The organism is Desulfoluna sp. CLI2B, assembly GCF_056847375.1.
The window spans coordinates 1,326,773-1,353,131 of the sequence record NZ_CP186557.1 but is presented as its reverse complement, the minus strand read 5'-3'; the positions used below and the strand labels follow the sequence as shown (position 1 = coordinate 1,353,131).

General features: G+C 60.5%; 23 protein-coding genes. 17 read left to right on the top strand and 6 right to left on the bottom strand.

The genetic code is table 11. The features are described from left to right. The first annotated feature begins 14 nt into the window (after window positions 1-14). From ACOYW2_RS06600 to ACOYW2_RS06540, 13 genes are all read left to right on the top strand, one after another. On the top strand, window positions 15-1,955 hold the full coding sequence (locus ACOYW2_RS06600) for a tetratricopeptide repeat protein (RefSeq protein ID WP_482769853.1): 1,941 nt from the start codon (window positions 15-17) through the stop codon (window positions 1,953-1,955). Continuing rightward, a complete protein-coding gene (locus ACOYW2_RS06595; protein ID WP_482769852.1) occupies window positions 1,952-2,776 on the top strand; it encodes an exosortase/archaeosortase family protein in 825 nt (274 codons plus the stop codon). The genes ACOYW2_RS06600 and ACOYW2_RS06595 overlap by 4 nt, the downstream gene beginning before the upstream one ends. Next, window positions 2,773-3,306: a hypothetical protein gene (locus ACOYW2_RS06590; RefSeq protein WP_482769851.1), complete on the top strand. Its 534-nt coding sequence runs from the start codon at window positions 2,773-2,775 to the stop codon at window positions 3,304-3,306. Before ACOYW2_RS06595 ends, ACOYW2_RS06590 begins: the two co-directional genes overlap by 4 nt. Beyond that, on the top strand, window positions 3,294-3,881 hold the full coding sequence (locus tag ACOYW2_RS06585) for an exosortase-associated EpsI family protein (RefSeq protein ID WP_482769850.1): 588 nt from the start codon (window positions 3,294-3,296) through the stop codon (window positions 3,879-3,881). The genes ACOYW2_RS06590 and ACOYW2_RS06585 overlap by 13 nt, the downstream gene beginning before the upstream one ends. Continuing rightward, window positions 3,871-5,190, top strand: a complete 1,320-nt coding sequence (locus ACOYW2_RS06580) for a cache domain-containing protein (protein ID WP_482769849.1) — start codon at window positions 3,871-3,873, stop codon at window positions 5,188-5,190. The genes ACOYW2_RS06585 and ACOYW2_RS06580 overlap by 11 nt, the downstream gene beginning before the upstream one ends. Next, window positions 5,190-5,729: a GGDEF domain-containing protein gene (locus ACOYW2_RS06575; protein ID WP_482422226.1), complete on the top strand. Its 540-nt coding sequence runs from the start codon at window positions 5,190-5,192 to the stop codon at window positions 5,727-5,729. Before ACOYW2_RS06580 ends, ACOYW2_RS06575 begins: the two co-directional genes overlap by 1 nt. 40 nt (window positions 5,730-5,769) lie before the next feature. Continuing rightward, the gene (locus ACOYW2_RS06570; protein WP_482769848.1) at window positions 5,770-6,366 is read left to right on the top strand and encodes an acyltransferase; all 597 of its coding nucleotides are present in this window, start codon (window positions 5,770-5,772) and stop codon (window positions 6,364-6,366) included. A 133-nt stretch (window positions 6,367-6,499) separates the two neighbouring features. Beyond that, window positions 6,500-7,009 carry a serine O-acetyltransferase gene (locus ACOYW2_RS06565; protein WP_482769847.1) on the top strand — a complete coding sequence of 170 codons (510 nt, stop codon included), beginning with the start codon at window positions 6,500-6,502 and terminating at the stop codon, window positions 7,007-7,009. Beyond that, a complete protein-coding gene (locus ACOYW2_RS06560) occupies window positions 7,006-7,638 on the top strand; it encodes a glycosyltransferase family 2 protein (protein ID WP_482769846.1) in 633 nt (210 codons plus the stop codon). Before ACOYW2_RS06565 ends, ACOYW2_RS06560 begins: the two co-directional genes overlap by 4 nt. Continuing rightward, window positions 7,639-7,998 carry a hypothetical protein gene (locus ACOYW2_RS06555; protein WP_482769845.1) on the top strand — a complete coding sequence of 120 codons (360 nt, stop codon included), beginning with the start codon at window positions 7,639-7,641 and terminating at the stop codon, window positions 7,996-7,998. 89 nt (window positions 7,999-8,087) lie between these two features. Further along, a complete protein-coding gene (locus tag ACOYW2_RS06550; protein WP_482769844.1) occupies window positions 8,088-9,650 on the top strand; it encodes a WecB/TagA/CpsF family glycosyltransferase in 1,563 nt (520 codons plus the stop codon). A 107-nt stretch (window positions 9,651-9,757) separates the two neighbouring features. Beyond that, entirely contained in the window at window positions 9,758-10,579 is an 822-nt protein-coding gene (locus ACOYW2_RS06545) for a cytidylate kinase-like family protein (RefSeq protein ID WP_482769843.1), read from the top strand. Between the two features lie 197 nt (window positions 10,580-10,776). Beyond that, window positions 10,777-11,598, top strand: coding sequence for a cytidylate kinase-like family protein (locus ACOYW2_RS06540; RefSeq protein ID WP_482422221.1), 822 nt, complete (start codon window positions 10,777-10,779; stop codon window positions 11,596-11,598). Between the two features lie 49 nt (window positions 11,599-11,647). On the opposite strand, the gene ACOYW2_RS06535 is transcribed toward ACOYW2_RS06540, so the two are convergent. From ACOYW2_RS06535 to ACOYW2_RS06510, 6 genes are all read right to left on the bottom strand, one after another. Then, the gene (locus ACOYW2_RS06535) at window positions 11,648-12,307 is read right to left on the bottom strand and encodes an alpha amylase C-terminal domain-containing protein (RefSeq protein WP_482769842.1); all 660 of its coding nucleotides are present in this window, start codon (window positions 12,305-12,307) and stop codon (window positions 11,648-11,650) included. 68 nt (window positions 12,308-12,375) lie between these two features. Further along, window positions 12,376-13,704 carry an alpha-amylase family glycosyl hydrolase gene (locus ACOYW2_RS06530; protein ID WP_482769841.1) on the bottom strand — a complete coding sequence of 443 codons (1,329 nt, stop codon included), beginning with the start codon at window positions 13,702-13,704 and terminating at the stop codon, window positions 12,376-12,378. Further along, window positions 13,682-15,031: a glycogen synthase gene (locus tag ACOYW2_RS06525; RefSeq protein ID WP_482769840.1), complete on the bottom strand. Its 1,350-nt coding sequence runs from the start codon at window positions 15,029-15,031 to the stop codon at window positions 13,682-13,684. Before ACOYW2_RS06525 ends, ACOYW2_RS06530 begins: the two co-directional genes overlap by 23 nt. A 357-nt stretch (window positions 15,032-15,388) precedes the next feature. Continuing rightward, window positions 15,389-16,708, bottom strand: a complete 1,320-nt coding sequence (locus ACOYW2_RS06520; protein WP_482769839.1) for an amylo-alpha-1,6-glucosidase — start codon at window positions 16,706-16,708, stop codon at window positions 15,389-15,391. Beyond that, the gene (locus ACOYW2_RS06515; protein WP_482769838.1) at window positions 16,609-19,665 is read right to left on the bottom strand and encodes a glycogen debranching enzyme N-terminal domain-containing protein; all 3,057 of its coding nucleotides are present in this window, start codon (window positions 19,663-19,665) and stop codon (window positions 16,609-16,611) included. Before ACOYW2_RS06515 ends, ACOYW2_RS06520 begins: the two co-directional genes overlap by 100 nt. 120 nt (window positions 19,666-19,785) lie before the next feature. Further along, window positions 19,786-22,245: a glycogen/starch/alpha-glucan phosphorylase gene (locus tag ACOYW2_RS06510; RefSeq protein ID WP_482769837.1), complete on the bottom strand. Its 2,460-nt coding sequence runs from the start codon at window positions 22,243-22,245 to the stop codon at window positions 19,786-19,788. Window positions 22,246-22,491: 246 nt separating this feature from the next. Between ACOYW2_RS06510 and ACOYW2_RS06505 the strand changes: the two genes are divergently transcribed. The 4 genes from ACOYW2_RS06505 to trpD all read left to right on the top strand — a co-directional run bounded on the left by ACOYW2_RS06505 (window position 22,492) and on the right by trpD (window position 26,347). Further along, window positions 22,492-22,773 carry a hypothetical protein gene (locus tag ACOYW2_RS06505; RefSeq protein ID WP_482769836.1) on the top strand — a complete coding sequence of 94 codons (282 nt, stop codon included), beginning with the start codon at window positions 22,492-22,494 and terminating at the stop codon, window positions 22,771-22,773. A 352-nt stretch (window positions 22,774-23,125) separates the two neighbouring features. Further along, window positions 23,126-24,592, top strand: coding sequence for an anthranilate synthase component I family protein (locus ACOYW2_RS06500; protein WP_482769835.1), 1,467 nt, complete (start codon window positions 23,126-23,128; stop codon window positions 24,590-24,592). A 59-nt stretch (window positions 24,593-24,651) separates the two neighbouring features. After that, on the top strand, window positions 24,652-25,221 hold the full coding sequence (locus tag ACOYW2_RS06495; protein ID WP_482769834.1) for an anthranilate synthase component II: 570 nt from the start codon (window positions 24,652-24,654) through the stop codon (window positions 25,219-25,221). A gap of 109 nt (window positions 25,222-25,330) precedes the next feature. Further along, window positions 25,331-26,347 (top strand): anthranilate phosphoribosyltransferase, encoded by a 1,017-nt coding sequence (gene trpD, locus ACOYW2_RS06490; protein ID WP_482769833.1) that lies wholly within the window; start codon window positions 25,331-25,333, stop codon window positions 26,345-26,347. Window positions 26,348-26,359: the final 12 nt, after the last annotated feature.

Below are 26,359 nucleotides of genomic sequence, written 5' to 3'. Positions count from 1 at the left end.
CACACGGAGGCGTCATGAAAAAAAGAAACACAGTGATCTCTGTCGTTGGTGTCCTTGTCCTTCTGATCATCCTGGTGGGCCTCGGCAGCGCTGTCTGGCGCAGCCACGCGCAAGAGAAGCGGGCCATGGAGACCCTGAAACGGGCCGAAGCCCTCCTCACCGAAGAGAAGCCCCTGGAGGCACTGGCCCTTCTGCGGCGCGTCCTGCCCCAGGATTCCGACAGCCTGCAGGAACACAAGGCCACCCTGGAAATCAGGGCCCACCTCGATATGCGCAACGTCCCGAGACTCCTGCATCTCTACGACCGACACCCCCACCTCTTCCTGCCCCATGAGGAGGCGGCCCTGTTTGTCTGCCGGGCCTTACTCCAGACAGGCAACAAAGAGCCCTACAATGCCCTGCGCCAGAGCTGGAAAGGCCGGGAAACCAATGCCGGGGCCTGGCTTGCCCTGGACGTGGACGCCCTTCTGGTGGAAGGCAAGCGGGACGCCGCCCTTGCCCTGCTGAACGAGGAACGCGCCGATGTGGACACCGAGACAGTCCGGCTGATTCGCCTGGCCCTTCTCAGCGCCCCGGACCATTTGGAAGAGGCCTGGGGCTACCTGGAAGAGGCCTCCCTGCTGGCGCCTTACAACAGCGACATCCGCCTCTTCCGCGCCCAGATTCTGGAGCAGCTCGGAAAACCGGCCGAAGCGCGGGTGGAATATGTGGCGGCCCACCTCGCCGAACCGGACAACCCACGGGTCAGGGACCAGCTGGCCGAATTCTACCGACGCCAGGGCAACCCGAACCTGGCCCTGGCCACCTGGGAAGGGGGCCTGACCCCGACGGCTCCGGGGTATCTCTGGCTCAAGGCCATGTTCTGGAGTCGCATGGCCACCCCCCTGGACCGGGACTGGACCCAGGCCACCTACCCGGAGGAGCGTCTTACCCCCCTTCTGGTCTGGTTCGGCAACCTGCCTGCCACAAGCCTGTGGAGCAACGATACCTTTTTCCAGATCCCCGATCGCAACCTCTTCCTCTCCACCCGCCAGGAACTCTTCTGGATGCGGGTGGTGGACCACCTTGCCCGTGACCAGGAGAACCAGGCCCTGCTCCTGCTGGAACGAAACCCCTTTAAAACCCGCTCCTGGAACCCGGAAATAGAAGAAGCCCTGGTGGCGGCCCTGCGATTTCGGAAATGGGGTACCTTCCCCAGGGAGCCCATGGGATCGCTGTCCGCCGACAGCTCCCACCCCCTGTTCCGTCAACTGGGCACCGACACTGCCGAGCCCTCTCCGGAGCTGGCCGCCCTCATCAAAAGTCCGGAGGCATTCTCCGCCATCTTCCTTGCCGGTGGCTGGCTGGAGGCGGCCCTTCTCCTTCACCGCATGCCTGAGATTCCCGAAGATTTTCCGGGCTGGGTCGCCTACGGCCTGACCCAGGCCATCCGTTACAACAGAAGCACCGAAGAGGCCTTGGCCTTTGCCGCCAGGCAGCCCCAGAGCCCGGCCCTCACCGTGCTGACCGGAGAGCTGCTCTTGTCCGAAAACCAAATCGACGACGCCATGACACGCCTGGCCGAATTGGCAAAAAGCCCTTCGGATGCAGGATTCCGTGCGGCCTGGCTCAAAACCATGGTCCACCTGGACAGGGGAGAGATTGAGGCGGCCGAGCAGACCCTCTCCGACCAGCCGGGCCTGGCCGATAGCCTTACCGGCCAGGAACTCCTGGCACGCATCGCCATTGCCAAAGACGACCCTGAACAAGCCACACGCATCTACACCGAGGTGATGACAGAATCAGCCGAGGCCAAGGTGTGGCTGGCCAGGCAGGCCTTTGCAGAGAAACGCTGGGATGAGGCGCGCCGCCTCACCACCGAGCTCAACGCCCTGTTCCCCGACAGCCTGCAGTTCCGGGCCAACCTCGCCGCCATTGCGGAGGCCGAAGGAAAAAGCAACGAGGTAGCGCCATGAATCGACGTCGCAGCCGTCCTGTCATTCCCACGCTCCTGGCCCTCTGTTTTGTCCTGATCTGGCTTCAGGACACAGGATGGGCCCAGTCCCTCTCCGACACCCTGCCCGTGCTTGCTGCCCTGCCCCTGTTTTACTGGCTGGGCAGGCCCTGGAAGCTTTCCGAGGAGCCGTCGCCTCCGTCGAGTCCCTTTCTTCTTGTGGGCATTGCCCTCTTTGCCCTTGGGCTCATCACCGGTGTGGCCCTGTTTCCCGCCCTGGGCTGGACAGCCTTTCTCTGGAGCTGGCTCTCTCCCCGCCTTGACCCGGCAGCCCGGCGCAGGGTGATGAAACTCATGCCCCTTCCCGTCATGGCCTTTCCCTGGCTCCTGCTGGACGGACGCCCCGTGGGGTGGTGGTTCCGCCTGAGCGGCGCCGAAGCCACCGAGGGGGTCTTCACCCTCCTGCAGCTGGATGTCCTCCGCCAGGGAACCAGGCTCCTCGTGGAAAACCTTCCCGTGGACGTGGCCCCGGCCTGCTCCGGCCTCAACACCCTCCAGGCCATGCTCATTGCAGGCATTGCCCTGGCATACCTGGAGCTGGGCGCAACCCGTCTCTACTGGATCTCCCTCCCCCTGCTCGTGGTGGCGGCCTGGGCAGCCAACACCCTGCGCATCATCGCCATCACCGGAACAGCCCTGGCCTTCGACCCGGAAACCGCCATGGGCGTCTTCCATACCCTGGGCGGGTGGCTGGTCATCGTGATTATGTTCCTGCTCTGCTTTGGAACGTTTCGATTCCTAGCGACCCATGCGCCCCTGCCTGCCGGGGAAGGCGCCCCATGAACCAGGCCCCCGACGCATCCGATGCCGCCAAGGACAAAGGGCTCTGGGCCCTCCTTGTTCGCCTCCGGCTCGCCGAGGCAGCGGTCTTTGCCTACTGCCTGTGGCACGCCCGGGACCTGCTTGCCGCCTGGCAGCGAAGCCCCCATGACCGCCTGGGCTGGCTGGCCCTGTTTATCTGGATCCTCCCCATCCTCTTCCGAGGCCGCCACCTGGAACAGGGCCGACTGCTGGGCCAGCCCCACCTCCTTGCCATGGGTCTTTTCCTCTCCTTCATCGGGGAACTCGGTTCCCTGAACCTTCTCAACCACCTGGGACTGGCCTCAGCCCTTGCAGGACTGGCCGGCCTCACCCCCCGGCAGCTCCCCTGGCTCCTCACCGCCATCAGCTGGATGCCCCTTCTGGGATGGGTGGGCAGCCATCTGTTTCCTTTCATGATCCTGCCCATGCGACTGGCCCTTGCAACGGCAGGCACCGGTTTCTTTTTCCTTTCATCGGCCCCCCCATCGGAGACTGCGTCGTGTCCAACCTGACCCGTATCCTCCTTCTCCTGAGCGTTGTCATCGCCCTGCTCTTTGGCCTGGCATCGGCTAAGCACGCCCACCGGAAACAGCCCTCCCGCCTGGACCATCTGCCCATCAACGGATCCGGATACGCAGGAAAGGACATACCCCTTACCCAGACAGAGCAGTCGGTCTTCGGCAACGCCCATGTGGTCAAGCGTCTTTATCACTTCGGTAGATTCCCCTTTGTGCTCATGGCCATCGACGGCTCCAGGTACCGTCACGCGGTCCACGACCCCACCTACTGTTTCCGGGGCATGGGCTGGGAGGTGGCGCACCGCAGCCCCATCCCCATGGAAGGGGGGGAATCATGCCTGCTCACCCTTGCAAGGGACGGAAAAAAACGACGGGTCCTTTACTGGTTCACCAACGGGGCCACACGCCACAGCTCCGTGGTCCGGTACTGGTTCCAGACAACCCTGAGACGGCTTACCTTCGGCCTTTCCGGGCCGGAGCCCCTCTTTGTCGTCATTCAGCCCGCAGGGGATTCAGCACCCCCGTGGCACCGGGTCATCCATCATTTCGGGCCGGTCCATGATCTCTGATAAACGAGTCACCACATCCACCGACATGGCAATAAGCCCAATGCGCATCGTAAAATTCAGCGAATGGCAGATTCTCAGCAAAATCATGGCCATCTCCATCATCAGCGTCGCCCTGCTGATCCTGGTCATCCTGGGGTATTTCATGCCCCTTGCGGAAAGGAAAATGCTCGCTGAAAAAAAAGAGGGGCTCAAAAACGTCGTGGATACCACCTTCGGCATGTTCCAGGAGTACGCCGACCTCATCAGAGACGGAAAAATCAGCAAAGCGGAGGCAAAAAAGCAGTTCGCCCGCCGCCTCAGGCCCCTGCGATTCAGTGAAAACAGTTATTTCTGGATCAATGACGTGGACTCCACCATGGTCATGCACCCCATCATGCCGGAGCTTGAGGGAAAAAACCTCAACGACCGGAAAGATTCCAAGGGCAACCTCCTCTTTCAGGACTTCCTTAAGGTCAGCAAAGCACACGGTGCCGGATACGTGGACTACATGTGGGCCAAGGCAGGAAAAGAAAAACCGGTTCCCAAGCTCTCCTATGTCCGGCTCTACGAACCCTGGGGCTGGATCCTCGGCAGCGGCATCTACATCGATGACGTCTACGAAGACATCAACCAGCTGCGCCTCTTCCTGCTGACCAGTGTCGCCCTGTTCGCCACGCTCACCATCACCCTTGCCGTTTTCATCGGAACCGGTATCACCCGGCCCTTAAAAAAAGTCATCTCAGGGCTTCAGGACATTGCCGGAGGCAAGGGGCGGGCCGGTCTCACCAAGCGCATCGCCATCACCTCCATCGATGAAATCGGCCTGCTCTCCACAGAGTTCAACAGCCTCATGGACGCCATCAACAGCCTGGCGGTCTTTAAAAACGTCATTGAAGAAGACGACTCCCTGGAGGAGGTTTACCAGAGGCTCGGCGATCTTTTCACGCAGACCATCGGCATCCCCCGATGCTTTATCTTCCAGGTCGTCAGCTCAAAGAGCAAGCTGGAGCTGACCTACCCCGGCCCCTTTGATCAGGAAGAGATGGTGTGCAGCCAGCTGATCCTAGATGACAATGCTCTCTGCAAGGCAAAGCGCACCGGCCACCTGATCACCTCCTCCCACTTTCCCGCCGTATGCAGGCAATTCACCTGCCAGAGGAGCACCACTACTGCATTCCCATTGTGGTGGGCGGCGCCACCGTTGCCGTGGTGCAGTTTCTCTTCCCGAAACCTGCCGGCCGTGAGGAGAGCAAAGAGAGGGAGACAAAGCTCTTCAAGGCAGAACAGTACATCAACGAATCCCTCGCGGTCATCGAAACCAAACGGCTGATGAATTCCCTTCAGGATGCGGCCCTCATCGACCCCCTCACCGGGCTTTACAACAGGCGCTACCTTCAGGAATACACGGAGAAAATCGTGGCGGGCGTCCTGAGGCGGGGAAAAAACATCGGGCTGATCATGTGCGATCTCGATTACTTCAAGCAGGTCAACGATACCTACGGCCATCATGCAGGGGACCTCGTCCTGCAGGAGACCGCCAAGACCATTGCTCAAAGTGTCCGGGACTCGGATATCGTCATCCGTTTTGGCGGCGAGGAGTTCCTGGTGGTCCTCCTCGACATCAACGACGGCGAGAGCATCGACATCGCGGAAAAAATCCGGTTGAAGGTCCAGCAGGTCAAGTTCAGGCTCCCGGATGGTGTCATTCAAAAAACCATCAGCCTCGGCGCAAGCGAATTTCCCAAGGACACGGACACGCTGTGGAGCTGCATCAAATACGCAGATGTGGCGCTCTACCGGGCCAAGGAAGAGGGTCGCAACCGGTGTATCCGGTTTCTCACGGAGATGTGGACGGAAGATCAGATCTGACGGCAGACCCATCAACCGCGAGATGAGAAGGATGTGCCCCATGAAATTCACCCAAAAAATCATGCACATGACGCGCAGGTTGAGGCTTCTGGCCGATAAGGGATATTACCCGGCCTACCTGAGGCACCAGGGGGTGCGCATCGGCAAAGACGCCGTGATCCTCTACCCGTCCTACATCGACGGCCGCATGCCCTACCTTGTGGAGATCGGGGACAACGTGGTTATCAGCCTGAACGTCACCATTCTCACCCACGACGCCACCAGTGCCTGGGCCGGAGACCTCATCAAGGTGGGACGGGTCGTCATAAAAGACCATTGCTTCATCGGAGCCGGAAGCACCATCCTCTGCAACACCACCATCGGACCCAACGCCATCGTGGGGGCAGGCTCCGTGGTGAGCCGGGACATCCCGCCGGACACGGTCTACGCAGGCAGCCCGGCCCGGTTTGTCTGCACCATGGAGGAGTTCACCCGCAAGAGCCGAGAGGCCGCAACGCACCGCCCCCTTATGGAGGGACGCCATTTTCAGCACCCGTATATCCCTCAACAGCAGAGGGACGCCCTGAAACAAAGCCTGGACGACGGGTTCGGGTATTTCTGTGCGAGGTTGCCGGATAAAAAAGAGGCTAAGGGCTAAGGAAGGGAATAGGGAATAGGGAATAGGGAATAGGGAATAGGGAATAGGGAATAGGGAATAGGGAATAGGGAAAATAGCGGGATAGCCGGAGCTGTCAAGGGAAACCACACCAACCCGACACAGGCGGAATATCATGTTTGAGAACATCCGGGCGGACCTTGCCGCCCACAAGGGAGACTGGGGATCCCAGGGATTCTGGGCCATGGTCATCTACCGATTCGGGAGGTGGCGATACACCATCGGAAACCGCTGGCTGAGGATGCCCTTCTCCCTGCTCTACAAAATCGCCTTCAAGGCTGTTCAGGTGGTGGCGGGCATTGAGCTGCCCTGTGAGGTCAACGTAGGAAAAGGGTTCCGCATCGACCATTTCGGCGGGGTGGTGGTCAGCGGGTTCGCCTCCTTCGGAGACCATTGCGTCATCCGCAACGGGGTGACCGTGGGACTGCAACGCACCGACGAGCCCGCAGCCCCGGCCATCGGAAACCATGTGGACATCGGTGCCGGAGCCAAGATTCTTGGCCCCATCACCATCGGCGATCATGTGGAGATCGGAGCCAATGCCGTGGTCATCCGAGATGTTCCCTCCCACGCCATCGCCGTGGGAATCCCCGCCCGCGTCATCAAAAAAGGAGGCACCACATGACCCGTCCCCTCCCCAGCATCGGCGTGGTGATTATCGGCATCAACGTCTCCCGGTATATCGACGGATGCATCCGCTCGGTGCTCTCCTGCGACTATCCCGCAGAAAAACTTGAGATCATCTATGTGGACGGCGGCTCCGACGACGGGAGCCCGGAACTGGCCGAAACCTTTGAAACCGTCAAGGTGATTCGCCTGGACCACCCCCACCCCACACCGGGTCGCGGGCGAAACGCGGGGTGGCGGGCGTCGTCTGCGCCCCTTATTCAGTTCATGGACGCGGACACCACCCTGGAGCCGGGCTGGTTTAGGGCGGCCCTGCCGCACCTGAAGGACCGGACCCCTTGTGTCTGCGGTTTCAGGCGGGAACGCCACCCGAAACGCAACAGGTACCACCTCCTCACCGAAATGGAGTGGGGCTACGAAGAGGGGCCCTGCCGCTACTTCGGCGGTGAGGTACTCCTCTACCGATATGCCCTGGAGGAGACCGGCGGGTTTGATGACGAGCTCGTGGCCGGAGAGGACCCCGAGCTGAGTCGCCGAATTCGCAAAACAGGCTGGGAAATCCTGCGGCTTGCGGCCCCCATGAGTACCCCATGGATCAACATAAACACCTTCGGCCAATACCTCTAGGTGAGCCTATCGAAGCGGCCACGCTTACGCCGAGATCGGCTGAGTTTTGCTTCCAGCTCCGACCCCCTCTGGCTGCGGGAACTCCTTCGGATCTCGGTTCGGGGAGGTCTTCCCCCGGCGCTCATCGCAGCAGGCCTCCTTACCGGGTATCCCCTCATGGGCCTTGCCGCGGCCCTGCTCATTGCCGCCAAGCCCTTCTACACGCTGGGCCGCATTGCCCGCAGGTTCCGCTGTTCCATGCCCCAGGCCCTTATCTATGCCGGCCATTCTGCCTTTGTGGTCTTCCCCCAGTTTGCCGGGGTCATCCGCTACCTTGCGGGCCGCCTCCTGGGCCGCCCCCTGCACAACACCCTCGGCTGACCCCCACTCACCACTCACCACTCACCACTCACTATTAACTATAAACTATTCACTATTCACTGTTCACCACTCACCAGCCAAAGGTCACCATGCAACCCACCGACACCGTCCTGATTTTAGGAATCCCCCTGGACAACCTCACCATGGAGGAGACTGTCGACCGTATCCATGACATGGTTGCCGCCTACCGCAGCGACGGGAAACCCAGACTTGTCGCCACGGTCAACGTCGACTTCCTCGTCAACACCCTCAGCTGGTTTTCCAGCGCCCCCCGACACCCCGAGCTCCTGGGCATCCTCCAGAACGCCGACCTCGTCACCGCCGACGGCATGCCCCTGGTCTGGGCCAGCCGCCTTTTGGGCAACCCGCTGAAGGAGAGGGTCACCGGAGCCGACCTCGTCCCCAAACTCGCCCTTGCCGCTCCCGGCAAAAAGCTCTCCCTCTATTTTCTGGGAGGACGGGGCGACGTGGCCAATAAGGCCGCCGAATGCCTGAAAAAGAAAAACCCCGGCATGCTCATCGCCGGGGTGGATTCCCCCTTTGTCCACATTGAAGGGGAGAAACTGGCCGAGGCCGATGAAGACGACACCGAGGTTATCGAGCGCATCAATGAAGCCGAACCGGACATTTTGCTGGTGGCCTTCGGAAACCCCAAGCAGGAGGCATGGTTCCACCGCAATCGCCATCGCCTCAAGGCGGCCGTCACCATCGGCATCGGCGGCACCTTCGAGTTCATCACCGGCAGCGTCTCCCGTGCCCCGATATGGATGCAGAACGCCGGGCTTGAATGGGTGTACCGCCTCATCCAGGACCCCACGCGCCTCTGGAAACGCTACATCGTCGGGCTGGTGAAGTTCTCCGTCATGGTGCTGCCCATCATCGTGCATGATCGGTGGAAAAGGCTCCGGTTTGGCACCCCGAAAAACGACACGCCCGAGCCCCTCGCGCCCCAGGAGGATATCCCCCTTAAAAATGAACTCAACGTGGTCCCCCTGCCAAACGAACTCGATGCATCGGTGGTGGCCGAGCTGAAGCAGCAACAGGAGGAGTGGCTGGCCCACGGCAACGGGCTGGTCCTTGATTTCCGCAATGTCCGGTTCATCGACTCATCGGGCTTGGGGTTTCTTCTGGGCCTTTGGAAAAAAGGCTCTGCCCGGTACGCGGGATTTCACATGGCCGGGGTGCAGCCCCAGGTGATGAAAACCCTCAAGCTCAATCGGGTGGCGTCCCTGCTCTCCGACCACATGGTGGAAGATCTTAAGGAGATCGAAAACTCCCAGCAGGCTCCGGTGCTGCACCGCCCGTTTTACCATACCCTGACATCCTCGGAAAAAAGCCGTGAACTCCAGCTCTACGGAGCCCTTGACGCAGCTCAGATGCAGGAATTCGATACCCAAAGGCTCCTCAAAGCCGTCGCCTCCCGACACCTCATCCTGGATCTGACCCACCTCAACTTTGTGGACAGCACCGGCCTGATCCTTCTGCTCAAAGTTAAAAAAACCGTTGCGTCATCCGGCCACACCTGTCTTACTTGTGGTGTCAATACACATGTTGCCCAAATGCTCCGTGTCACGAGACTGGACCATTTTTTCCCTTCTCTGCAGGACATCCGAAAGGCAAGGGCCGCCCTGGATAAAACCATCCTCTCCTGAAACCGTGCCCCGGGCCCTGCACCCCGGTCCCCAGCCCGAAAACACAGTGCCCCCCACAGGCAACAGCCCAGTCTGTTTCGCCTTAACCACGCATGCAAGGAGGTGCCATGTCCATCATCACAATATCCAGGTCATTCTGCAGCAAAGGAAGCGTTGTTGCGGAAAAGATCGCCACTGCCATGGGGTATGACTGCATCTCGCGGGAGATCCTCCTGGAGGCATCCGAACAGTTCAATGTCCCGGAAATCAAGCTGGCCAGGGCAATCCACGACGGGCCTTCCGTATACGATCGGTTCTCCCACGGCAAGGAGTGCTACATTGCGTTTATCAGGGCGGCCCTTCTCAACCGCCTTAAAAAAGGAAACGTCGTCTACCACGGATTGGCCGGACATTTTTTTGTTCAGGACATTCCCCACGTCCTGAAGATACGGCTCCTTTCGGACATGCAGACACGCATCGCCGACGAGATGGCCCGGGAACAGGTCACCGAAGAGATCGCCCGGAAACGGATCGCAAAGGATGACAAAGAGCGCTGCAACTGGAGCCATCACCTCTACAAAATCGACACCCGGGACCCCGAACTCTACGACTTGAGCATCAACCTCCGGCACGTCTCCGTGGAGGATTGCATCACCATCATCCGCAACACCGCTGACCTGGCCTACTTCCGTGAATCCGGCGAAACAAAAAGCAGATTGGAAAACCTGGCCCTGGCCGCTACGGTCCGGGCTTCCCTTGTGAATCGCTATTACAACGCCGAGGTGACCACCCGAGAAGGAAGCGTGGTTATCAAACTGCCCGATCCGGTGACCAAGGTCGACAAGACAAAGGAAGAGATCAGATCCCTTCTGACGGAGATCAAAGGCATCAAGGACATCTACATGGACATCAAGTCCAGCTCCATGCCGCGGACGGCCATGCACAAATAAGCACGGCAAAACCTCCGGGCCCGGGTATTTCATGCAAAAGGGAGCACCCGACTCGTGAAATATCCTGGCGGGGATACCCGCTGTTTGCAGGGCGCTGAAAAAAAGCGAAAATTTTCCATTGAAATTACCGTGTTCCGCGCCTATGATGCGCCCCTTGATAGACAAGCAAACTCATTTCTGACCCTTGGAGACGCACAATGCCCATTGTTACCCTGTCCAGTACATCCCAAATAAAACGCAAACTTATCGCGGAACGCATTGCCGAAAGGCTCGGCCACACCTGCATGTCCAGGGAGGTAATCCTCGAGGCATCCGAACAGTACAATGTTCCGGAAATCAAGCTCGCCAAGGCCATCCACGACAGCCCCACCATCTTTGAGCGACTGTCCAACGGCAAGGAACGGTACATCGCCTTTTTCCGGACGGCCCTTTTGAATAACCTGAAACAAGGCTCCATTGTCTACCACGGCATTGTGGGGCATTTTTTCGTCCAGAGGGTTCCCCATGTCCTGAAGGTGAAAATCATCGACAGCATGGAAAACAGAATCAAAGAGGAGATGGAGCGGGAAGACGTGCCTGAAAACGTGGCGAGAAAACGTGTTCTCCAGGAAGACAAGGAGCGCTACAACTGGTGCTCATCCCTGTACAAGATGGATACCCGGGACCCGGAGCTCTACAACATGGTCATCAACTTAGAGCGCATCTCTGTGGATGACTGCGTGGACATCATCTGCCACACCCTTGAAAAAGAGTCCTTCAAAGATACCGAAGAAGCGGAAAAACAGCTGAGCGACATGGCCCTGACGGCCACGGTCAAGGCAGCCATCGTCCAGAAATACAGCGAAGCCAAAGTGGCATCCCACAACGGCAACGTGGTCATCACCATGGACCCGCCCGTGGCACAGATCCCCAAAAAGAAACGGGACATCCGCGCCCTGACCTGCGGCATCGAAGGGATCAAACACCTGGAGCTGGACCTCAAGGCCAAGACGATTCCGCGGACGCCGATGCATAAGTAACAGGTAAATAGGTCATAGGAAAACAGGTCACAGGCCTATGCCCCATAACCTATGACCTTTTTTCCTGCTTTTTAAGCACCATCGCCGTCCGGGCGGGCAAATAGGTATAAATCAGGTGCCCGCCCTTGGCGTCGGGGAACGAAAAGAAACGCTGCTCCTCTTCGATGCGGCCCTGGCCGCCGAAACGACGGGCGTCGCTGTTCAGGTGCATGTTGTAATCACCGGGGCTCACGGGCACGGGATGGTCCACCCAGGACTCGGTGGGATGAAAGTTGAAGATATAGACCATGGCTCCCCTTTCAAAGGCGAGCCATTTTTTTATGCGCGAAATCCCCAGGAGCCGGATGGGGGCCTCGCCAAAAAGACCGCCATCTTGAATAAGGGCCGTCATGGCCCGGTCAAAGCTTGCCAGAAATGGGTATTTCAGGTCCGGGTTGTCCACCAGGCTCCACTGCCGCCTGGCATAATGACCGGACCAGTCATTGCCGTGGCGGGGAAAATCGATCCACTCCGGGTGGCCGAACTCATTGCCCATAAAGTTAAGATACCCGCCGCTGGCCGTTGCAAAGGTGATGAGGCGGATCATCTTGTGGAGGGCCATGGCCCGCTCGATGAGCGGATCGGTGTCGTCTTTTCCCATGTGATCGTACATGGCGGCCCCGGCCATGCGAATGGTTCGGTCCCACCAGGGCCTGGTGGGATTCGGCATAGCTCATGGCAGAGGCCCTGTGGCGCCCGTTGGTCAACTCGTACCAGATCGTGTCGAGGTTCCAGGACTCATCGGTACATTTCTACCAGCTTGGTCCAGAGATCGGGGAGTCCCATGGCAAACCGATAGTCAAACCCGGTTCCCCCGAGCTCCCGGGGAAGGGCCAGGCCCGGCATGCCGCTCACATCTTCGGCAATGGAAAGGGCCGAGGGACGGATCTCGTGGATCAACCGGTTGGCAAGGGAAAGATAGACCAGCGCCTCCTCGTCCACCTCGTCCCCGTAGTAGTCGTCATACGACGTAAAGCACCGGCTCATGCCCCGGTGGTGGTAAAGCATGCTGGTGACACCGTCAAACCGGAACCCGTCCAGGCGATACGTCTCCAGCCAGTACCGGCAATTGGAAAGCAGAAACCGGACCACTCCCTCTTTCCCATAATCAAAACAGCGTGAATCCCACCCCTCGTGGTGCCCCCTGCTGCCGTCGTGAAAGTAGAGGTGAGAGGTGCCGTCCTGGCGGCTCAAGCCCTCCACCTCGTTGCCCGCCGAGTGGGAGTGAACCAGATCGATGATCACCCGGATCCCCATGCCGTGGGCGGTGTCCACAAGGCGCATAAAGGCCTCGGGGGTTCCGAACCGGGACGAGACGGCAAAGTAACTGGTCACGTGGTACCCATAGGACCCGTAATAAGGATGCTCCAGAATCCCCATCAGCTGAATCGTGTTGTATCCCGCCTTTTTGATGCGAGGCAGCACATGATCCGTGAAATGGTCGAACCCGGCCACGTCGCCCTTCTCCCCGGCCATGCCCACATGGGCTTCGTACACCAGGGGGGGGACGCCCTCTTCGATCATGGGCCGGTTCCGCCACACATAGGGCTCCGGGCGCCATGCCTGGGCGTTGAAAAGAAGGGTCTCGGGATCCTGAACCACCCGATGGGCATGGGACGGGATGCGGTCTCCTGCGCCCCCTTCCCAGTGGATACGAAATCGGAACAGGGTGCCGTGGGGCATCTCCTCTTCGGGAAGAGTGATTTCCCAGATATCCGACCCGTATCGGCGCGTAAGGGCATACTCGGGCCTCTCCTGCCACTGGGAAAAGGTCCCCACAAGATACACGGCCGTGGCATTTGGCGCCCACTCCCCGATACGCCAGGAGCCCCCTTCGTACCTCGGGCCATAGACAAGGTGGGTATCGGCAGCATCCCTCAGGCTCCCGTGCCGGGACAGAAGCTTTTGGGCAAGGCTCACCTTCTCCAGGCGTCTCACCAGTACCGATCCGTAGGGTTTCAGCCAGGGATCCAGGCTGATGAGGGTCGCGGCCAGTTCTCCGGCATGGTCCAGGCCCGTACAGCTGTACCCGTTTCCCGTTTCGCTACACAATAAAGGGCCGTTCAAGCATCGTCTCATAAAGGTCAATGTACCTGTTCGCCGTTACGGTGTGATTGAAGGTCCTGCGACTCTCATCCATGATGCGGACAATCTGGGACCGTTTGAAGGCCTCGGGTTTCCGCCAGAAGGCCATGGCCTCATCAACGGCCCAGCGCAGGCCGCAAGAGTCGTAGGAGTTAAACAGAAACCCGTTGCCCGTTCCCTCCTCGGCATTGAGATGGGTGACGGTGTCGTGGATTCCGCCGGTGTCGCAGGCCACGGGCAGGGTGCCGTACAGGGGACCGATCATCTGGGGCAGGCCGCACGGCTCGAACCTTGACGGCATGAAGAGAAAGTCCGACGCCGCATAGGCCAGCCGGGAAAGGGTCTCCTCAAAAGGAGCCAGAGCCACCCTGGACTGCAGGTTAAATGTCCGGATGATCCTCTCAAAATGGGGTTTAAAGGCCCCGTCGGCCACCATCACCACCTGCATGCCGTCATGCCAGTAGTGGGACAGGGTCTCGTAGAGGATCTCCGCAAGGAGACCGCACCCCTTCTGCAAAGGATCCAGCCGGGACGGCCAGAAAAAGAGGGGCGCCCTGTGATCCGGCGTGAGGCCCAGTTTCTCCTGGAGATGGATCTTGTTGGAGCGCTTGCCCGCCTTATGGCTTTCCGCGGTATAATTCCTGAAAATGGCCGTGTCGGTCTCCGGGTCGCAGGTGTCGTCCGGGGCGTTCAGGATCCCGGCGGCACATCCCGCGTGCCACTTGTTGGCCAGCTCCTGCCGAAGCTGGCTTGTGACCATGTCGTGTCCGCCATGGACAATCTCACGGAAAAAGGTGGGGCTCACCGTGTTGACATAATGGGATGCAAACACCCCGCTCACCAGGTAATCCACGGGGATGGTGTCCCGGGATGCCTCGTAGTTCCCGGGGGGCCGGGTAAAATACAGGTGCTGCCAGAAATCCGCCGTGTCGATGCCCCGGTCTTCGATGGTTGCCATCACCGTCTCCCTGCTGTGGACATTGTGCAGGGTAAACAGGCAGGGAATCCCCACCCGCCTTGCCATGGCGGGAATCAGTCCGGTCATCCAGTCGTTGCAATGGATAAGGTCCGGTTTCACCCTCGGGATCACGTTGTTGATCACCTCACGCTGAAAGGCCAGAGAGATCTTCACGTCTTCCCCGTTGTACCCCGAATAGATCTGATCGAGGTAGAAAAAAGCCCTGTCTTCGGCCAGATGGATCCGATCGCTGGTGATGGAGTTCCGGATCCGATCCACCTCCTCGTCAAAATCGTTTCGCAACTGATCCCTGAAAATCGCCCGGTAGTTGGGAGTTACCCATGCGCACATCTCCCCCCTGTTCGTAAAGCGCCCGAATAAGGGAAGACGAGACATCCGCCAGCCCCCCGGCCTTGGCGTGCATTTTGTCCGCCCCCTCCCCCATGCCTGCGGGAAGGTATGTAATCTCTGGCGTAACAATAAGCACCCGGGGCGTTTTATTCCGAGATGTGGGCATGTTGGTTTTCTCCGGCGGCGGCGAAGGAAGCCACCTGGGCAATGGGTTTGGAATCACGTTTTGGAAACCGCCCTGCCGATAGTGGCGATGCGCAGGGGCAGCATTCAAGCAAAGGTTGGTCAAACCATATCCTCCTGGGCAACGGGGCCGAAAACCTCCGGTGAGGTCCCGGCCCCCTGATAATAAAGGTGTCAATCGCTGCTGAGCAGAGTCTTGACCCGGAGCCACTCACTGACGCTCCAGGCCTGGGCGTCGCAGCCACGAGGGACGTGGGGCGCGTTGCCATCCATGATCTCCGGAAGATGGCCGTAGCACCCGGTCAGGACCTGATGCAGTGGTTCATGAAGCAGGGAGAGGGCTGTTTTTCGCCCCCCATCCCCAAAGGCGCAAAACCAGGCCTCGCAAAAGAGGGGGTACAGCCACCCCCATGCGGTGCCGTTGTGGTACGCGGGTTTCCGCTCCCGCTCTTCATCCCCCTGGTACACTCCCTGGTAGGGGCGATGGGGATCGTTGAGGGGCAAGCCTTCCCAGGTAAGGGGCAGGGGATAAGCCACATGCCGGTCCGCAAGGCTTCGCATCGCTCCCGGTACCACCAGCTCCCTGCAGGCCTCCACCACCTTTCGGGCCCGGACCGGGTCCTCCACCACCCCCAGGGTAACGGCCAAAAGCTGGTTTGGACGCAGGTGGTCGTCAGCCGCAGCCTGCACCGCAGGCACGGGCGTTTCCGCATGCAGGCAATCGCTGAGCGCCCCTGTGGCGGCGCATGTAAACAGATCCAGGACCGACGTCTGAACATTTCGCGCCAGGGCCAGCCAGGCTGCTCCTCCCTCCCTGTCCATCCGTCCCAGCCCCACGAGGGTCCGGTACCAGAGGGCCTGAATTTCAATGCAGTACCCGGACCGGGGCGTGCACGCAGGATGGTCGGTGTCCATCCAGGTAAAATGGGCGGGACTGAAGACCAGGCCGGACAAGGGATCCGTGACAATGCCGTTGGGGGTACCATCTGAATAGTGCCGGGCAATGGAGAGCAGGATCTCCCGCAAGGAGCGCCCCCCCATGTCCAGCTCAAAAAAACTCTCGTCTCCGACGGCCTCGGCCGCTTCAAAGGCCGCCACGGCAAACCACAGGGGCGCGTCGGTGGTATCCCGATTGCCCGTGTTCCTCCCCAGGATCATGTTGGGCAGGGTCCCCTTCTCCTCGAACTGCCCGAACTGGGTCAACACGGCCGTAGCGTCTTCGTGATGCCCCGCCGCCAGCAGTCCCCGCACGCAGATGAGGGAATCACGCCCCCAGTCCAGGAACCAGGGGAACCCGGCAATCACCGATTTGTGCCCTTCCCGGTGCACCAGGTATGCGGAAAGGGAACGTTCCATCAACGCATCGGGGGTAAGCTCAAGCTCGCCGTCATCCATCACAGGCCCCGCCCGTGAATAGAGTGTCGAAGCGGCCTCCCCCACAGCCCTCGGCACCACCTGACCGTCCACCACCGTGCCGTCTCCCTGGCAGAGCATGGTCTCCATGTACCCGGGACTGAAAAGGTCGGTGGTGGCCCTGAGAGCCGCTCCTGCTCCAGGGGCAGAGGCACCATGTAGTCCCATATGGGCAATGCGTGATAGCTCCCGTCACTCAAGGTCAGGGCAAACCGGTGCCCCCCTGCCAGGTCAAAGAAAAATCCTCTTTTTTCCGAAACGATCCTGCTCGGCCACTGGGTTTCCGGGCCGGTGTACGCCTTGGTGGTGTGATGAAAGCTGCGGTCCTCGATATCATGTCTCAGAATCAGGCCCACGGGTTCATCGGGCTCAAGCATCCGGGCAAAGGGAGCCGCTGTCCGGCGAAAGCAGAGGCGGGTCCGGTTCTCCCCTTCCACACCTTCGATGCGCATCTCAACCTGAACCAGCTTGCCGTTGCCCACCGGTACCAGGTAGGTCCAGAGCCCCACCATGCCCTTGCCCGTCCTGAACCTCTCCAGGTACTCCAGGGCCAGGGGAAAGGAGAAGCCGCCGTAGGTCACCCAGGCCCGACACCGCGTCCAGACCACCCGCCGGTCTTCGGGGCACGCCGGATTGAGGTTTGCCGCCAGCAGCGCATCGTACTTGCTTGTCAGGCGTTCCCTCTCAACGGGTACGCGAACCAGCGCCCCTCTGCCGTTGGAGCCGATGACGATGGAGGGAAAAGGACGGTCCCCACGGGCAAACTGGAGAGGAAGGTGCTTGGGCTCCCGGGCGGTGAGGTAACGGATGCCGCCGTTTCCGTTGTGTATCCCGTCGGGGGCGTAAAGGGTCAGGCAAAGCTGTCCGTGCTCAGTTTCCCCCCTGTCCCGCCTCGGCATGAAAAGGGCGGTCACCTCCCCGGAGGGAAGGCGGATCCCCGTCTCCGCACCGCAGGTCTCTGTCCCCACCTCCCGCACCACCCGGAACGGATGGGCACAACACACCATCAGAAAATGATCGGGGGGCACCATCACCTCCCGGTGCCGGTCCATGGGCCAGCGCCACACCACGGTCCGCGTCTCCATGGAAAAGGGGTTTTCACGCCTCAGGTACCCTTCTGGGTCCCGGGTAAAGTGCCCCACAGCGTCATCAATGGAAAAATCCGAACAGTCCGTGAGGCCATGGTAAAAGGTGTGAACCTTCAGGCAGGCCGCCGCAAGAATCTTTCGGTGCAGGTGCTCAGGCCACACCGAGGGAGCCCGGCCATGGGTGGCCACGGCCTCCACGTCCCCTGCGTCCGGTGTCAGGCAGAGCACCGCCCCAGGAGCCAGGTCCAGGGCAACCCCTCCGGCCCGCGCGGTGACAACCGCCCTCTTCCCGGTGAGCAGGTCCCAGAACGGCCCCCGCGACAACGTATCGGCCACCCAGGACGCCTTGGCCGGTGCCCTGCAGTCGGTGTTGGCCACCACCCAGAGGCTTTTGCCCGTTGCGTCATGGTCTCGACGCACCACCACGGCTTCCTCGGATGCGGAGTCCAGCACCGAAAGTTCCGTGCCTTCGTGGTAACAGGGATGGTGCTTCAGAATCGTTGCGAGACGCGCCAGGTGGTCCACCAGGTTCTCCCGGCTCCCCCAGTTGAGCCCCGAGGACCCGTGCACGTCGATCTTCTCCGTGGCCAGCCACTCCACCCCGTTGGCAAACCCGAAGCTGCCGTTGCAGGAGAGAAGAGCGCACAGGGCGGTCCTGTGGCGGGCGTAGCACGAGGAGACTGCGGCCAGGCGATTGTTGTCATGGGTCTCGGCAAAATTGACCAGGAGGCCGTCCTCCCGAGAGATCCCGGCAAGTTCCCGGAGGTAATTTTCAACGGCCCTTTTGTCTTCGTTCTGGAAGAGTTCGGAGTAGCCCCAGTCAAACCCGCAACGCCCAAGGATCTCCCGGGTGGCGTCGATGCCCCCGCCCAGACCCTCCAGCAGGAAAATGGTATGGGGATAGGCTGCCCTCACCGTGCGTACCACCTGGATCCAGATCCGCGGGGGGATCATGTACCCGGCATCGCACCGGAACCCGTCCACGCCCCGGTGGCACCAGGTGAGAAAGGCCTCGGTGAGGTGGTCGGCCACCCCGGGGCTGGAGTGATCCAGTTCCGTAAGGTCCGCCCAGATCACCCCCCAGGCACCCGGGGAGACGATCTCGCCGTCGGCCCTGCGGAGCAGCCACTCCGGATGTGCTTCGTGGACCCAGGCAGCCCAGCCCGTATGGTTGGCAGCCAGGTCAAGGATCACCTTTGCGCCCCGTTCGTGGATGGCGTCCGTCAGGTCCGTGAACTGCTCCACAGGGGTCCTTTTGCGATCGAATTCAGCCAGAGAGGGCTCCACACCTGTAAAACTCAGGGCGGCGTACGGGCTGCCGAAACGCCCCATCTTTCCGAAGGTGGTGGGCAAAGGGTTCACCGGCAGGAGCTGGATCACGTTGCAGCCAAGCCTGCCGATGATAAAATCGAGGTGACGCGCAAAAGACCGGAAGGTCCCGGACGGAGGGATCACGGTGTGGCCTTCCCTCTCCAAACGGGCTGTGGCCTCGGCACAGGGCTCCGATGCCTCTTGCTCAAGAAGCATGGAGGGGCCGAACTGCCGTAAAAACGCGTTATATATAATGGCGGAGCAGCATGTGGCGGCGGGCTTGGCATGAATCTTCACGTTGCTGCCCTCCACCCAGAGGATCCCCCCCGGCTGCTTCACGCAGCAGGTTGCCTCAAAGTACCCGGCTTCGGTCACCGGCAGGGTGAGGACAAAGCGGCCCTTGCCCGCTGGAAGCATGGGAATGTCCCGCCAGGCGTTTTCCGGGTACGCGGGGCAGGCTTCCTCCACCTCCGGTGCGGTGAACCCCAGGTTTGTGCGCACCACCCCCTCCCCGCCTTCCCCCTCGCCCAGGCAGAGATCAAAGACAAGGATCTCTCCTTCGTAGCGTACCAGGGAACTGCCGGGTGTCGGTGTCTGGGTCAGCGGACCGACCGATTTCCTTGTACCGGATGGATTCATAACAGCCTCGGATGCGGAGCGTTTGGTCGCGGGATCGACAGGTTGAAGGTGAACGGGGTGACGGCTCGGCCCGTTGGGCGAGTCCACAAAAAAACGGGCAATAACGCGGGACACATCAGGTTACTGGGCAGGGCTCACCCCCCAGATGTCCCGGGCGTACTCCAGGATGGTGCGATCGCTTGAAAAGGTTCCGGTGTGGGCGATATTCTTCACCACAAGCCCGGCCCACTTTCGCGTATCGAGAAAGCAGCGGTCCACCTCCTGCTGGATTAACAGGTAAGACGAGAGATCGGCCAGGTGATAATACATGTCCCGACCGTAGAGCAGGTGCTCAAAAATCCAGGTGAACAAGCCGGGATCCTTGGGGCAGAAAAGGTTCCCGGTGAAGGCGTCGAGGATCCGCTTGACGGCCGGATCGTTTTCGTAGATGTCCCAGGGATTGTATTCCCTGCCCTCGCGCAGAGCACGGATCCCGGCCACATCATGGCCGAAAATGAAGATGTTGTCCCGGCCCACCTCGTTCATGATCTCGATGTTGGCCCCGTCACAGGTGCCCACGGTAAGCGCCCCGTTCATGGCAAACTTCATGTTCCCCGTTCCCGATGCCTCGGTGCCTGCCGTGGAGATCTGCTCGCTCAGATCAGCTCCGGGGATAATCGTTTCCGCCACGCTCACCCGGTAATCAGGCACAAAGGCCACCCGTAAAAACCTGCGGGCCTTGGGGTGGGCATTCACCACCGAAGCGATGCTGTTGATCAGCTTGATAATCTGCTTGGCCACCTGGTACCCCGGGGCCGCCTTTCCCGCGAACACAAAGGTGCGGGGCACCTCGGGGCATTTATCGTCCTCGGTGATCATCAGGTACTGGTGCACAATGTGAAGGGCCTTCAAAAGCTGCCGCTTGTACTCATGGATCCGCTTGGCATGGACATCGAACAGCGAATCCGGGTCCACCCTTATGGTGGTGTCGCTCCAGATAAGGGCGGCCAGCTTCTCTTTGTTCGCCCGCTTCACCTGCATGAGCCTATCCAGGAACCCGGCATCCTCGGCCCAGGTTTCAAGGGCCTGAAGCTTATGCAGGTCGCGGATCCACCCGTCGCCGATGGTCTCGGTGATCAGGGAGGCAAGGCCGGGGTTGGCCTTGAGCAGCCAGCGCCTCGGGGTCACCCCGTTGGTTTTGTTGTTGAATTTTTCCGGCCAGAGCCTGTAAAAATCCGGCAGCAGGTGGTTCTTGAGCAGTTCGGTGTGCAGGGCGGCCACCCCGTTCACCGAGTGGCTCCCCACCATGGCAAGGTGGGACATGCGCACCTGCTTCTCCTCCCCCTCTTCGATAAGGGAGACGTTCCGCACCAGGTTCTCGTCCCCGGGCCACCTCAGGGTGATCTCTTCCAGGAAACGCCGGTTGATTTCGTAAATGACCTGGAGATGGCGGGGCACCACGAACTCCATGAGGCTCACCGGCCACTTTTCCAGGGCCTCGGGCAGCAGGGTGTGGTTGGTATAGCCGAAGGTCCGCTCCGTAATGGACCAGGCCCGCTCCCAGGGCAGCGCCTTTTCGTCCACGAGGAACCGCATGAACTCGGCAATGGCCAGGGCCGGATGGGTATCGTTGAGCTGGATGGCAACCTTTTCCGGGAACAAATCAAGGTTATCGTAGTTGCGCAGAAACGTCTGGGAGATGTCGCGGATCGAACAGGCCACGAAGAAATACTCCTGCACCAGGCGCAGGAGCCGTCCTGCGTGGAAATAATCCGAGGGATAGAGCACCTTGGAGATGTTCTCCGAGGAGATCTTGTTCTTCACCGCTTCGTGGTAATCCCCGTCGTTGAAGATCTCCACGTCGAACTCCTCCGACGACTTGGCGGAAAAAAGACGCAGGATGTTCACCGTATCCCCGCCGTATCCCACGATGGGCATGTCAAAGGGTACCCCCACCACCATCTCCCAGTCCCGCCACATGGGGTTGTAGTCCCCCTTTTTATCGCGGGTGTGGTCGATGCGTCCGAAAAACGGCACCAGGCACGCCTCTTCCGGCCGCGAAATCTGCCAGGGGTTGCCCCGTTTCAACCAGTTGTCCGACGCCTCCCGCTGGTACCCGTTGCAGAACTGCTGCCTGAAATGACCGAACTCGTAGTTGATCCCGTATCCGTAGCCGGGAATGCCCAGGGTGGCCATGGAATCGAGGAAACAGGCAGCCAGTCGCCCCAGCCCCCCGTTGCCCAGGGCTGCGTCCGTGGTGCACTCCTGAACCTCATCCAAATCCACTCCCATCTCTTCCAGGGCCGATTTGAAGGTATCGTAGAGCTTCAGGTTGCAGAGGTTGTTGCCCAGGGCCCGGCCCATGAGAAACTCCATGGAAAGATAGTAGACCCGCTTGACCCGCCCCTGGCTGTAACGTTTTTCTGTTTCAAAAAGCCGCTCGAACAGCCGATCCCGCACCGACAGGGAGACCGCCCAGTACAGGTCCCGAACGGAGGCTTTTTTCCAATCCCGGCCCAGGGTGTACCTCAGGTGATGGATCACCGACGCCTGAAGCGCTTCCTGGGTGTTCATGAGACGCATGCCATCAAAAAGTTTCATCGTGTCTGTCCATGGGGTACGGTCAGGGGAGCGCACCCCTGCCATAGGTAATATGGGTTAACGTCCTGATTCCTTCGGCACAAACCCCGTGCCGAAGCGACTCATTGCAAGCCGGACGAAAACATGCGGGTTCCGTGGTATCGCATCGCCCGGCAGGGTATGCAGGAATAAAAGCGTAACTGGACCATAATAAGACGAACGGATTTTCGGGGAAAAACGACCGCAGCAAAAGGTGGCTGCCTGGGTATGTCACATCATCTGGATTGGCTTTCCGGGCATGGTTCATGCCGGTCCGACGTGGTCGCCCTGTCGATGAAGGGCAAGGGATCCGAGCTGCCGTGGAAAGCCCTGTACGGGTGGATTGCGCCGTTGCGCTGGAAGTCGGTTCTACAAGTTGTCAGATTATCTCAAAATTTCCCTTTTATTTCAACACAAGGCTTTCCCTCTTCGAGAAAATTGTTTCTGTACACAGAAACAATTCTTGACACCCCTTCCCCTGCCGTGTATAACAGCCGCAACGATGCTTAAAAAACGCATTGAAAAAGAAAGCCTCCCGAAGGGCTGGCTTTTTTAAGTTAAAAAACACCCCTTTATTTGTAGAACTGTCAGCATGGCAACATATAACGGAACCCTCACTCTTGCAGCACCCTTTTTCTGGTGGTGGCGCACCCGCCTCAACGGTATGCCCACGCACCCCTTGCCTTGCTGAACACCGACTTTCATTAGAATCCGACAGGGACCGTGAGCACACCTCACGGTCCTTTTTTATTTTAAGGGCCGAACGCAACGACGTTACCGGCCCTTTTTTTATATCCAGACCCGGGGGCCGCACGTCTCTCATCGATCATTTGCAAGCAAACACCTGCTTAAGGAAAACACCATGTTTCTCACAGAATTCCCTTCACGCGACGCCTTCACCGCCTTGGCCGAGCAAGCCGATGTCATCCCCCTGTGCCGGGAAATCCTGGCCGATCAGGAGACGCCGGTCTCCCTTCTCACGCGGTTCTATACCCCGGACACCCCCCTTTTCCTCCTGGAGAGCGTGGAGGGCGGAGAGCGCTGGGGTCGGTTCAGCTTCCTGGGGGTGTCGGCGCGCATGGAGGTGCGGGTCTTTCTCGAGCATGTGGAGACGACAACCGGAGAGACCGTGGCCAGGGTCGCCCACCACGGCAAGCCCCTTGAGATTCTTCGGGACCTCATGACGGGCTGCAAAGCCGCGGAGCTCCCGGAGCTGCCCCGATTTCAGGGCGGGCTCACCGGGTTCATGACCTACGAGATGGTCTCGTTCTTTGAAAACATCCCCCACGACCACCCGGAGGAGAAGCCCCTGGCCCACTTCATCCTGGCCGACGAGATGATTCTTTTCGACAACATCCGCAACACCATGGTGGCCATGGTGCTCTGTTTCAAAGAGGACTTCCCGGACGCTGTGGCCCTCTACAAAGATGGAGAAAAGCGCCTGGACGCCCTCATGGACAAGGTGGAGCACGGCAACGGCAAGGCCCCGGGTAAAAAACCCGACGTGCCCCTTTCCCCCGCACCGGTCATCTCCCACGAGGCGTATCGGGCCAGGGTGGCCAAAGCCCGGGAAGCGATCTTCGACGGCGAGATCATCCAGGCCGTCATCTCCCAGCCCTTTACCTGCCAGGCGCCCCCCTGCCCCGTGGAACTCTACCGGGCTCAGCGCTACATCAACCCCTCGCCCTACCTCTACTTCATGAACCTGGGCGACACCTGCCTGGTGGGCTCCTCCCCGGAGGTGATGGTGCGCCTGGAGCGGGGCACGGCAACGGTCCGCCCCATTGCCGGTACCCGGCCCCGGGGCGCCACCCAGCAGGAAGACCGACGGCTTGCCGACGACCTCTTAAAGGACGAAAAAGAGCGGGCCGAACACCTCATGCTGGTGGACCTGGGCCGCAACGACCTGGGTCGGGTGGCCACCACCGGCACCGTACAGGTCACGGACCTCATGGTGGTGGAGCGCTACTCCCACGTCATGCACCTGGTCTCCAACATCTCCTGCGACCTCAAGCCGGGCTTGGACGCCTTTGACCTGGTGGAGGCCACCTTCCCGGCGGGGACCCTTTCGGGTGCTCCCAAGGTGCGAGCCATGGAGATCATCGCCGAACTGGAAGAATCCCCAAGGGGCCCCTACGGCGGTGCCGTGGGCTACGTCTCCTTCAGCGGCAACATGGACCTGGCCATCACTATCCGTACCGCCGTCATCGAAGGGGAGACCCTCACCGTCCGCGCCGGGGCCGGTATCGTGGCCGACTCCGACCCGGAGACCGAACGGCAGGAGACCGTCAACAAAGCCATGGCCATCGAAGTGGCCACCCGAAGCTAACGCTTCACCCATGGGCACCAAACGCCCGTAACGTTTTTTTAAAGCACAGGTGACACACCATGATTCTGATGATCGATAATTTTGATTCGTTTACCTACAACCTCGTCCAGTACCTGGAAATGGGGGGTGCCGAGGTGACGGTGTACCGCAACAACGCCGTCACCCTGGAGGAGATCAACGCCCTCTCCCCTTCCGGTATCGTCATCTCCCCGGGACCGGGAAGGCCCGCGTCCGCCGGGGTCTCCATGGACGCCATTCGGGCCTTTTCCGGCCAGGTGCCCATCCTGGGGGTCTGCCTCGGCCACCAGAGCATCGCCGAGGCCTTCGGTGGCACCGTCATCCGCGCCAAGGCAGTGATGCACGGCAAGGTCTCGGAGGTGGAAACCGACGGCGAGGGCGTCTTTGCCGGTATCGCCTCCCCCATGAAGGCCATGCGCTACCACTCCCTGGCCGTGGAAGAGTCGAGCCTGCCGGGCGAGCTTGTGGTCACGGCCAGGACCGCCGACGGCGAGATCATGGGGCTAAGGCACCGGTCCCACCCCACCGAAGGGATCCAGTTCCACCCGGAATCCATCATGACCACCACGGGCAAGCGGCTGATCCGTAATTTTATCAGGCGCGCCAGCTGATATCCCCCCACCGTCCATGGCGCATGATTTGAAGCGGTTGACATAAAAATACCAATAAAATTTCACGGGCGCGGCCCACAGGAAATGAGACAACTCATAAGGGGAAAAAATGTTCAGCGACATCCTGAAAAAAATCGTGGCAGGGGAAAACCTTTACGAAAGCACCATGGCCGACGCCATGGAAGAGATCCTTGCAGGCCGGGCCACCGACGCCCAGATCGGCGCCCTCATGGCCGGGCTCGCCGCCAAGGGAGAGACCTTTGAAGAGCTGGCCGGGGCCGCCCGGGCCATGCGCAAAAACGCCACGCGCATCCATGCGGGCGGCGCCTGCTTCGATACCTGCGGCACCGGCGGGGACGGCCTCTCCACCTTTAATATCTCCACCATCACCGCCTTTGTGGTGGCAGCAGGCGGCGTCACCGTGGCCAAGCACGGAAACCGAAGCGTCTCCAGCACCTGCGGCAGCGCCGATGTGCTGGAAGCCCTGGACGTTGACTTAAGCGTCTCCCCGGACGTGGTGGAAGAAGCCATCGCCGAGGTGGGCATCGGCTTTCTCTTTGCCCCCACCTTCCACGGGGCCATGCGCCACGCAGCCGCAGCCCGCAAAGAGACGGGCCTTCGAAGCATCTTCAACATGGTGGGCCCCTTGACCAACCCGGCAGGGGCCTCCCGCCAGCTCCTGGGGGTCTACGCCCCCCACCTCACCGAGATGTTCGCCGAAGCCCTGCGCCTTCTGGGTACCCGCAGAGCCATGGTGGTCCACGGCCACGACGGCCTGGACGAAATCAGCGTCTGCGCCCCCACCCGGGTCACCGAGCTCAACAACGAACTCATCCGCACCACGGACATCGACCCCACGGACTACTTCGGGGAACTGGCCCCCCCGGACGCCCTCAAAGGCGGCACCCCGGAAGAGAACGCCCGCATCGCCCGGGACATACTTTCCGGCGACGAACGGGGCCACAGGCGCAACGTGGTCCTCATCAACGCCGGAGCCGCCCTCATGGCAGCCGACAAAGCCGACACCCTGAGGGACGGCATCTTCCTCGCCGAAGAGGCCATCGACTCCGGCAACGCCATGGCCAAGCTGGAAGGGCTGGCACGCTATACCACCGAAAACGCATAAGCACGCAAAAAG

What these genes read in the sequence shown, in the direction of transcription:
- ACOYW2_RS06600 (WP_482769853.1), top strand. Translation starts at nt 15, where the DNA reads ATGAAAAAAAGAAACACAGTGATCTCTGTCGTTGGTGTCCTTGTCCTT.
- ACOYW2_RS06595 (WP_482769852.1), top strand. Translation starts at nt 1,952, where the DNA reads ATGAATCGACGTCGCAGCCGTCCTGTCATTCCCACGCTCCTGGCCCTC.
- ACOYW2_RS06590 (WP_482769851.1), top strand. Translation starts at nt 2,773, where the DNA reads ATGAACCAGGCCCCCGACGCATCCGATGCCGCCAAGGACAAAGGGCTC.
- ACOYW2_RS06580 (WP_482769849.1), top strand. Translation starts at nt 3,871, where the DNA reads ATGATCTCTGATAAACGAGTCACCACATCCACCGACATGGCAATAAGC.
- ACOYW2_RS06575 (WP_482422226.1), top strand. Translation starts at nt 5,190, where the DNA reads ATGAATTCCCTTCAGGATGCGGCCCTCATCGACCCCCTCACCGGGCTT.
- ACOYW2_RS06570 (WP_482769848.1), top strand. Translation starts at nt 5,770, where the DNA reads ATGAAATTCACCCAAAAAATCATGCACATGACGCGCAGGTTGAGGCTT.
- ACOYW2_RS06565 (WP_482769847.1), top strand. Translation starts at nt 6,500, where the DNA reads ATGTTTGAGAACATCCGGGCGGACCTTGCCGCCCACAAGGGAGACTGG.
- ACOYW2_RS06560 (WP_482769846.1), top strand. Translation starts at nt 7,006, where the DNA reads ATGACCCGTCCCCTCCCCAGCATCGGCGTGGTGATTATCGGCATCAAC.
- ACOYW2_RS06550 (WP_482769844.1), top strand. Translation starts at nt 8,088, where the DNA reads ATGCAACCCACCGACACCGTCCTGATTTTAGGAATCCCCCTGGACAAC.
- ACOYW2_RS06545 (WP_482769843.1), top strand. Translation starts at nt 9,758, where the DNA reads ATGTCCATCATCACAATATCCAGGTCATTCTGCAGCAAAGGAAGCGTT.
- ACOYW2_RS06540 (WP_482422221.1), top strand. Translation starts at nt 10,777, where the DNA reads ATGCCCATTGTTACCCTGTCCAGTACATCCCAAATAAAACGCAAACTT.
- ACOYW2_RS06535 (WP_482769842.1), bottom strand. Translation starts at nt 12,307, where the DNA reads ATGCCGAATCCCACCAGGCCCTGGTGGGACCGAACCATTCGCATGGCC.
- ACOYW2_RS06525 (WP_482769840.1), bottom strand. Translation starts at nt 15,031, where the DNA reads ATGTGCGCATGGGTAACTCCCAACTACCGGGCGATTTTCAGGGATCAG.
- ACOYW2_RS06520 (WP_482769839.1), bottom strand. Translation starts at nt 16,708, where the DNA reads ATGCTCTGCCAGGGAGACGGCACGGTGGTGGACGGTCAGGTGGTGCCG.
- ACOYW2_RS06515 (WP_482769838.1), bottom strand. Translation starts at nt 19,665, where the DNA reads ATGAATCCATCCGGTACAAGGAAATCGGTCGGTCCGCTGACCCAGACA.
- ACOYW2_RS06510 (WP_482769837.1), bottom strand. Translation starts at nt 22,245, where the DNA reads ATGAAACTTTTTGATGGCATGCGTCTCATGAACACCCAGGAAGCGCTT.
- ACOYW2_RS06505 (WP_482769836.1), top strand. Translation starts at nt 22,492, where the DNA reads ATGTCACATCATCTGGATTGGCTTTCCGGGCATGGTTCATGCCGGTCC.
- ACOYW2_RS06500 (WP_482769835.1), top strand. Translation starts at nt 23,126, where the DNA reads ATGTTTCTCACAGAATTCCCTTCACGCGACGCCTTCACCGCCTTGGCC.
- ACOYW2_RS06495 (WP_482769834.1), top strand. Translation starts at nt 24,652, where the DNA reads ATGATTCTGATGATCGATAATTTTGATTCGTTTACCTACAACCTCGTC.
- trpD (WP_482769833.1), top strand. Translation starts at nt 25,331, where the DNA reads ATGTTCAGCGACATCCTGAAAAAAATCGTGGCAGGGGAAAACCTTTAC.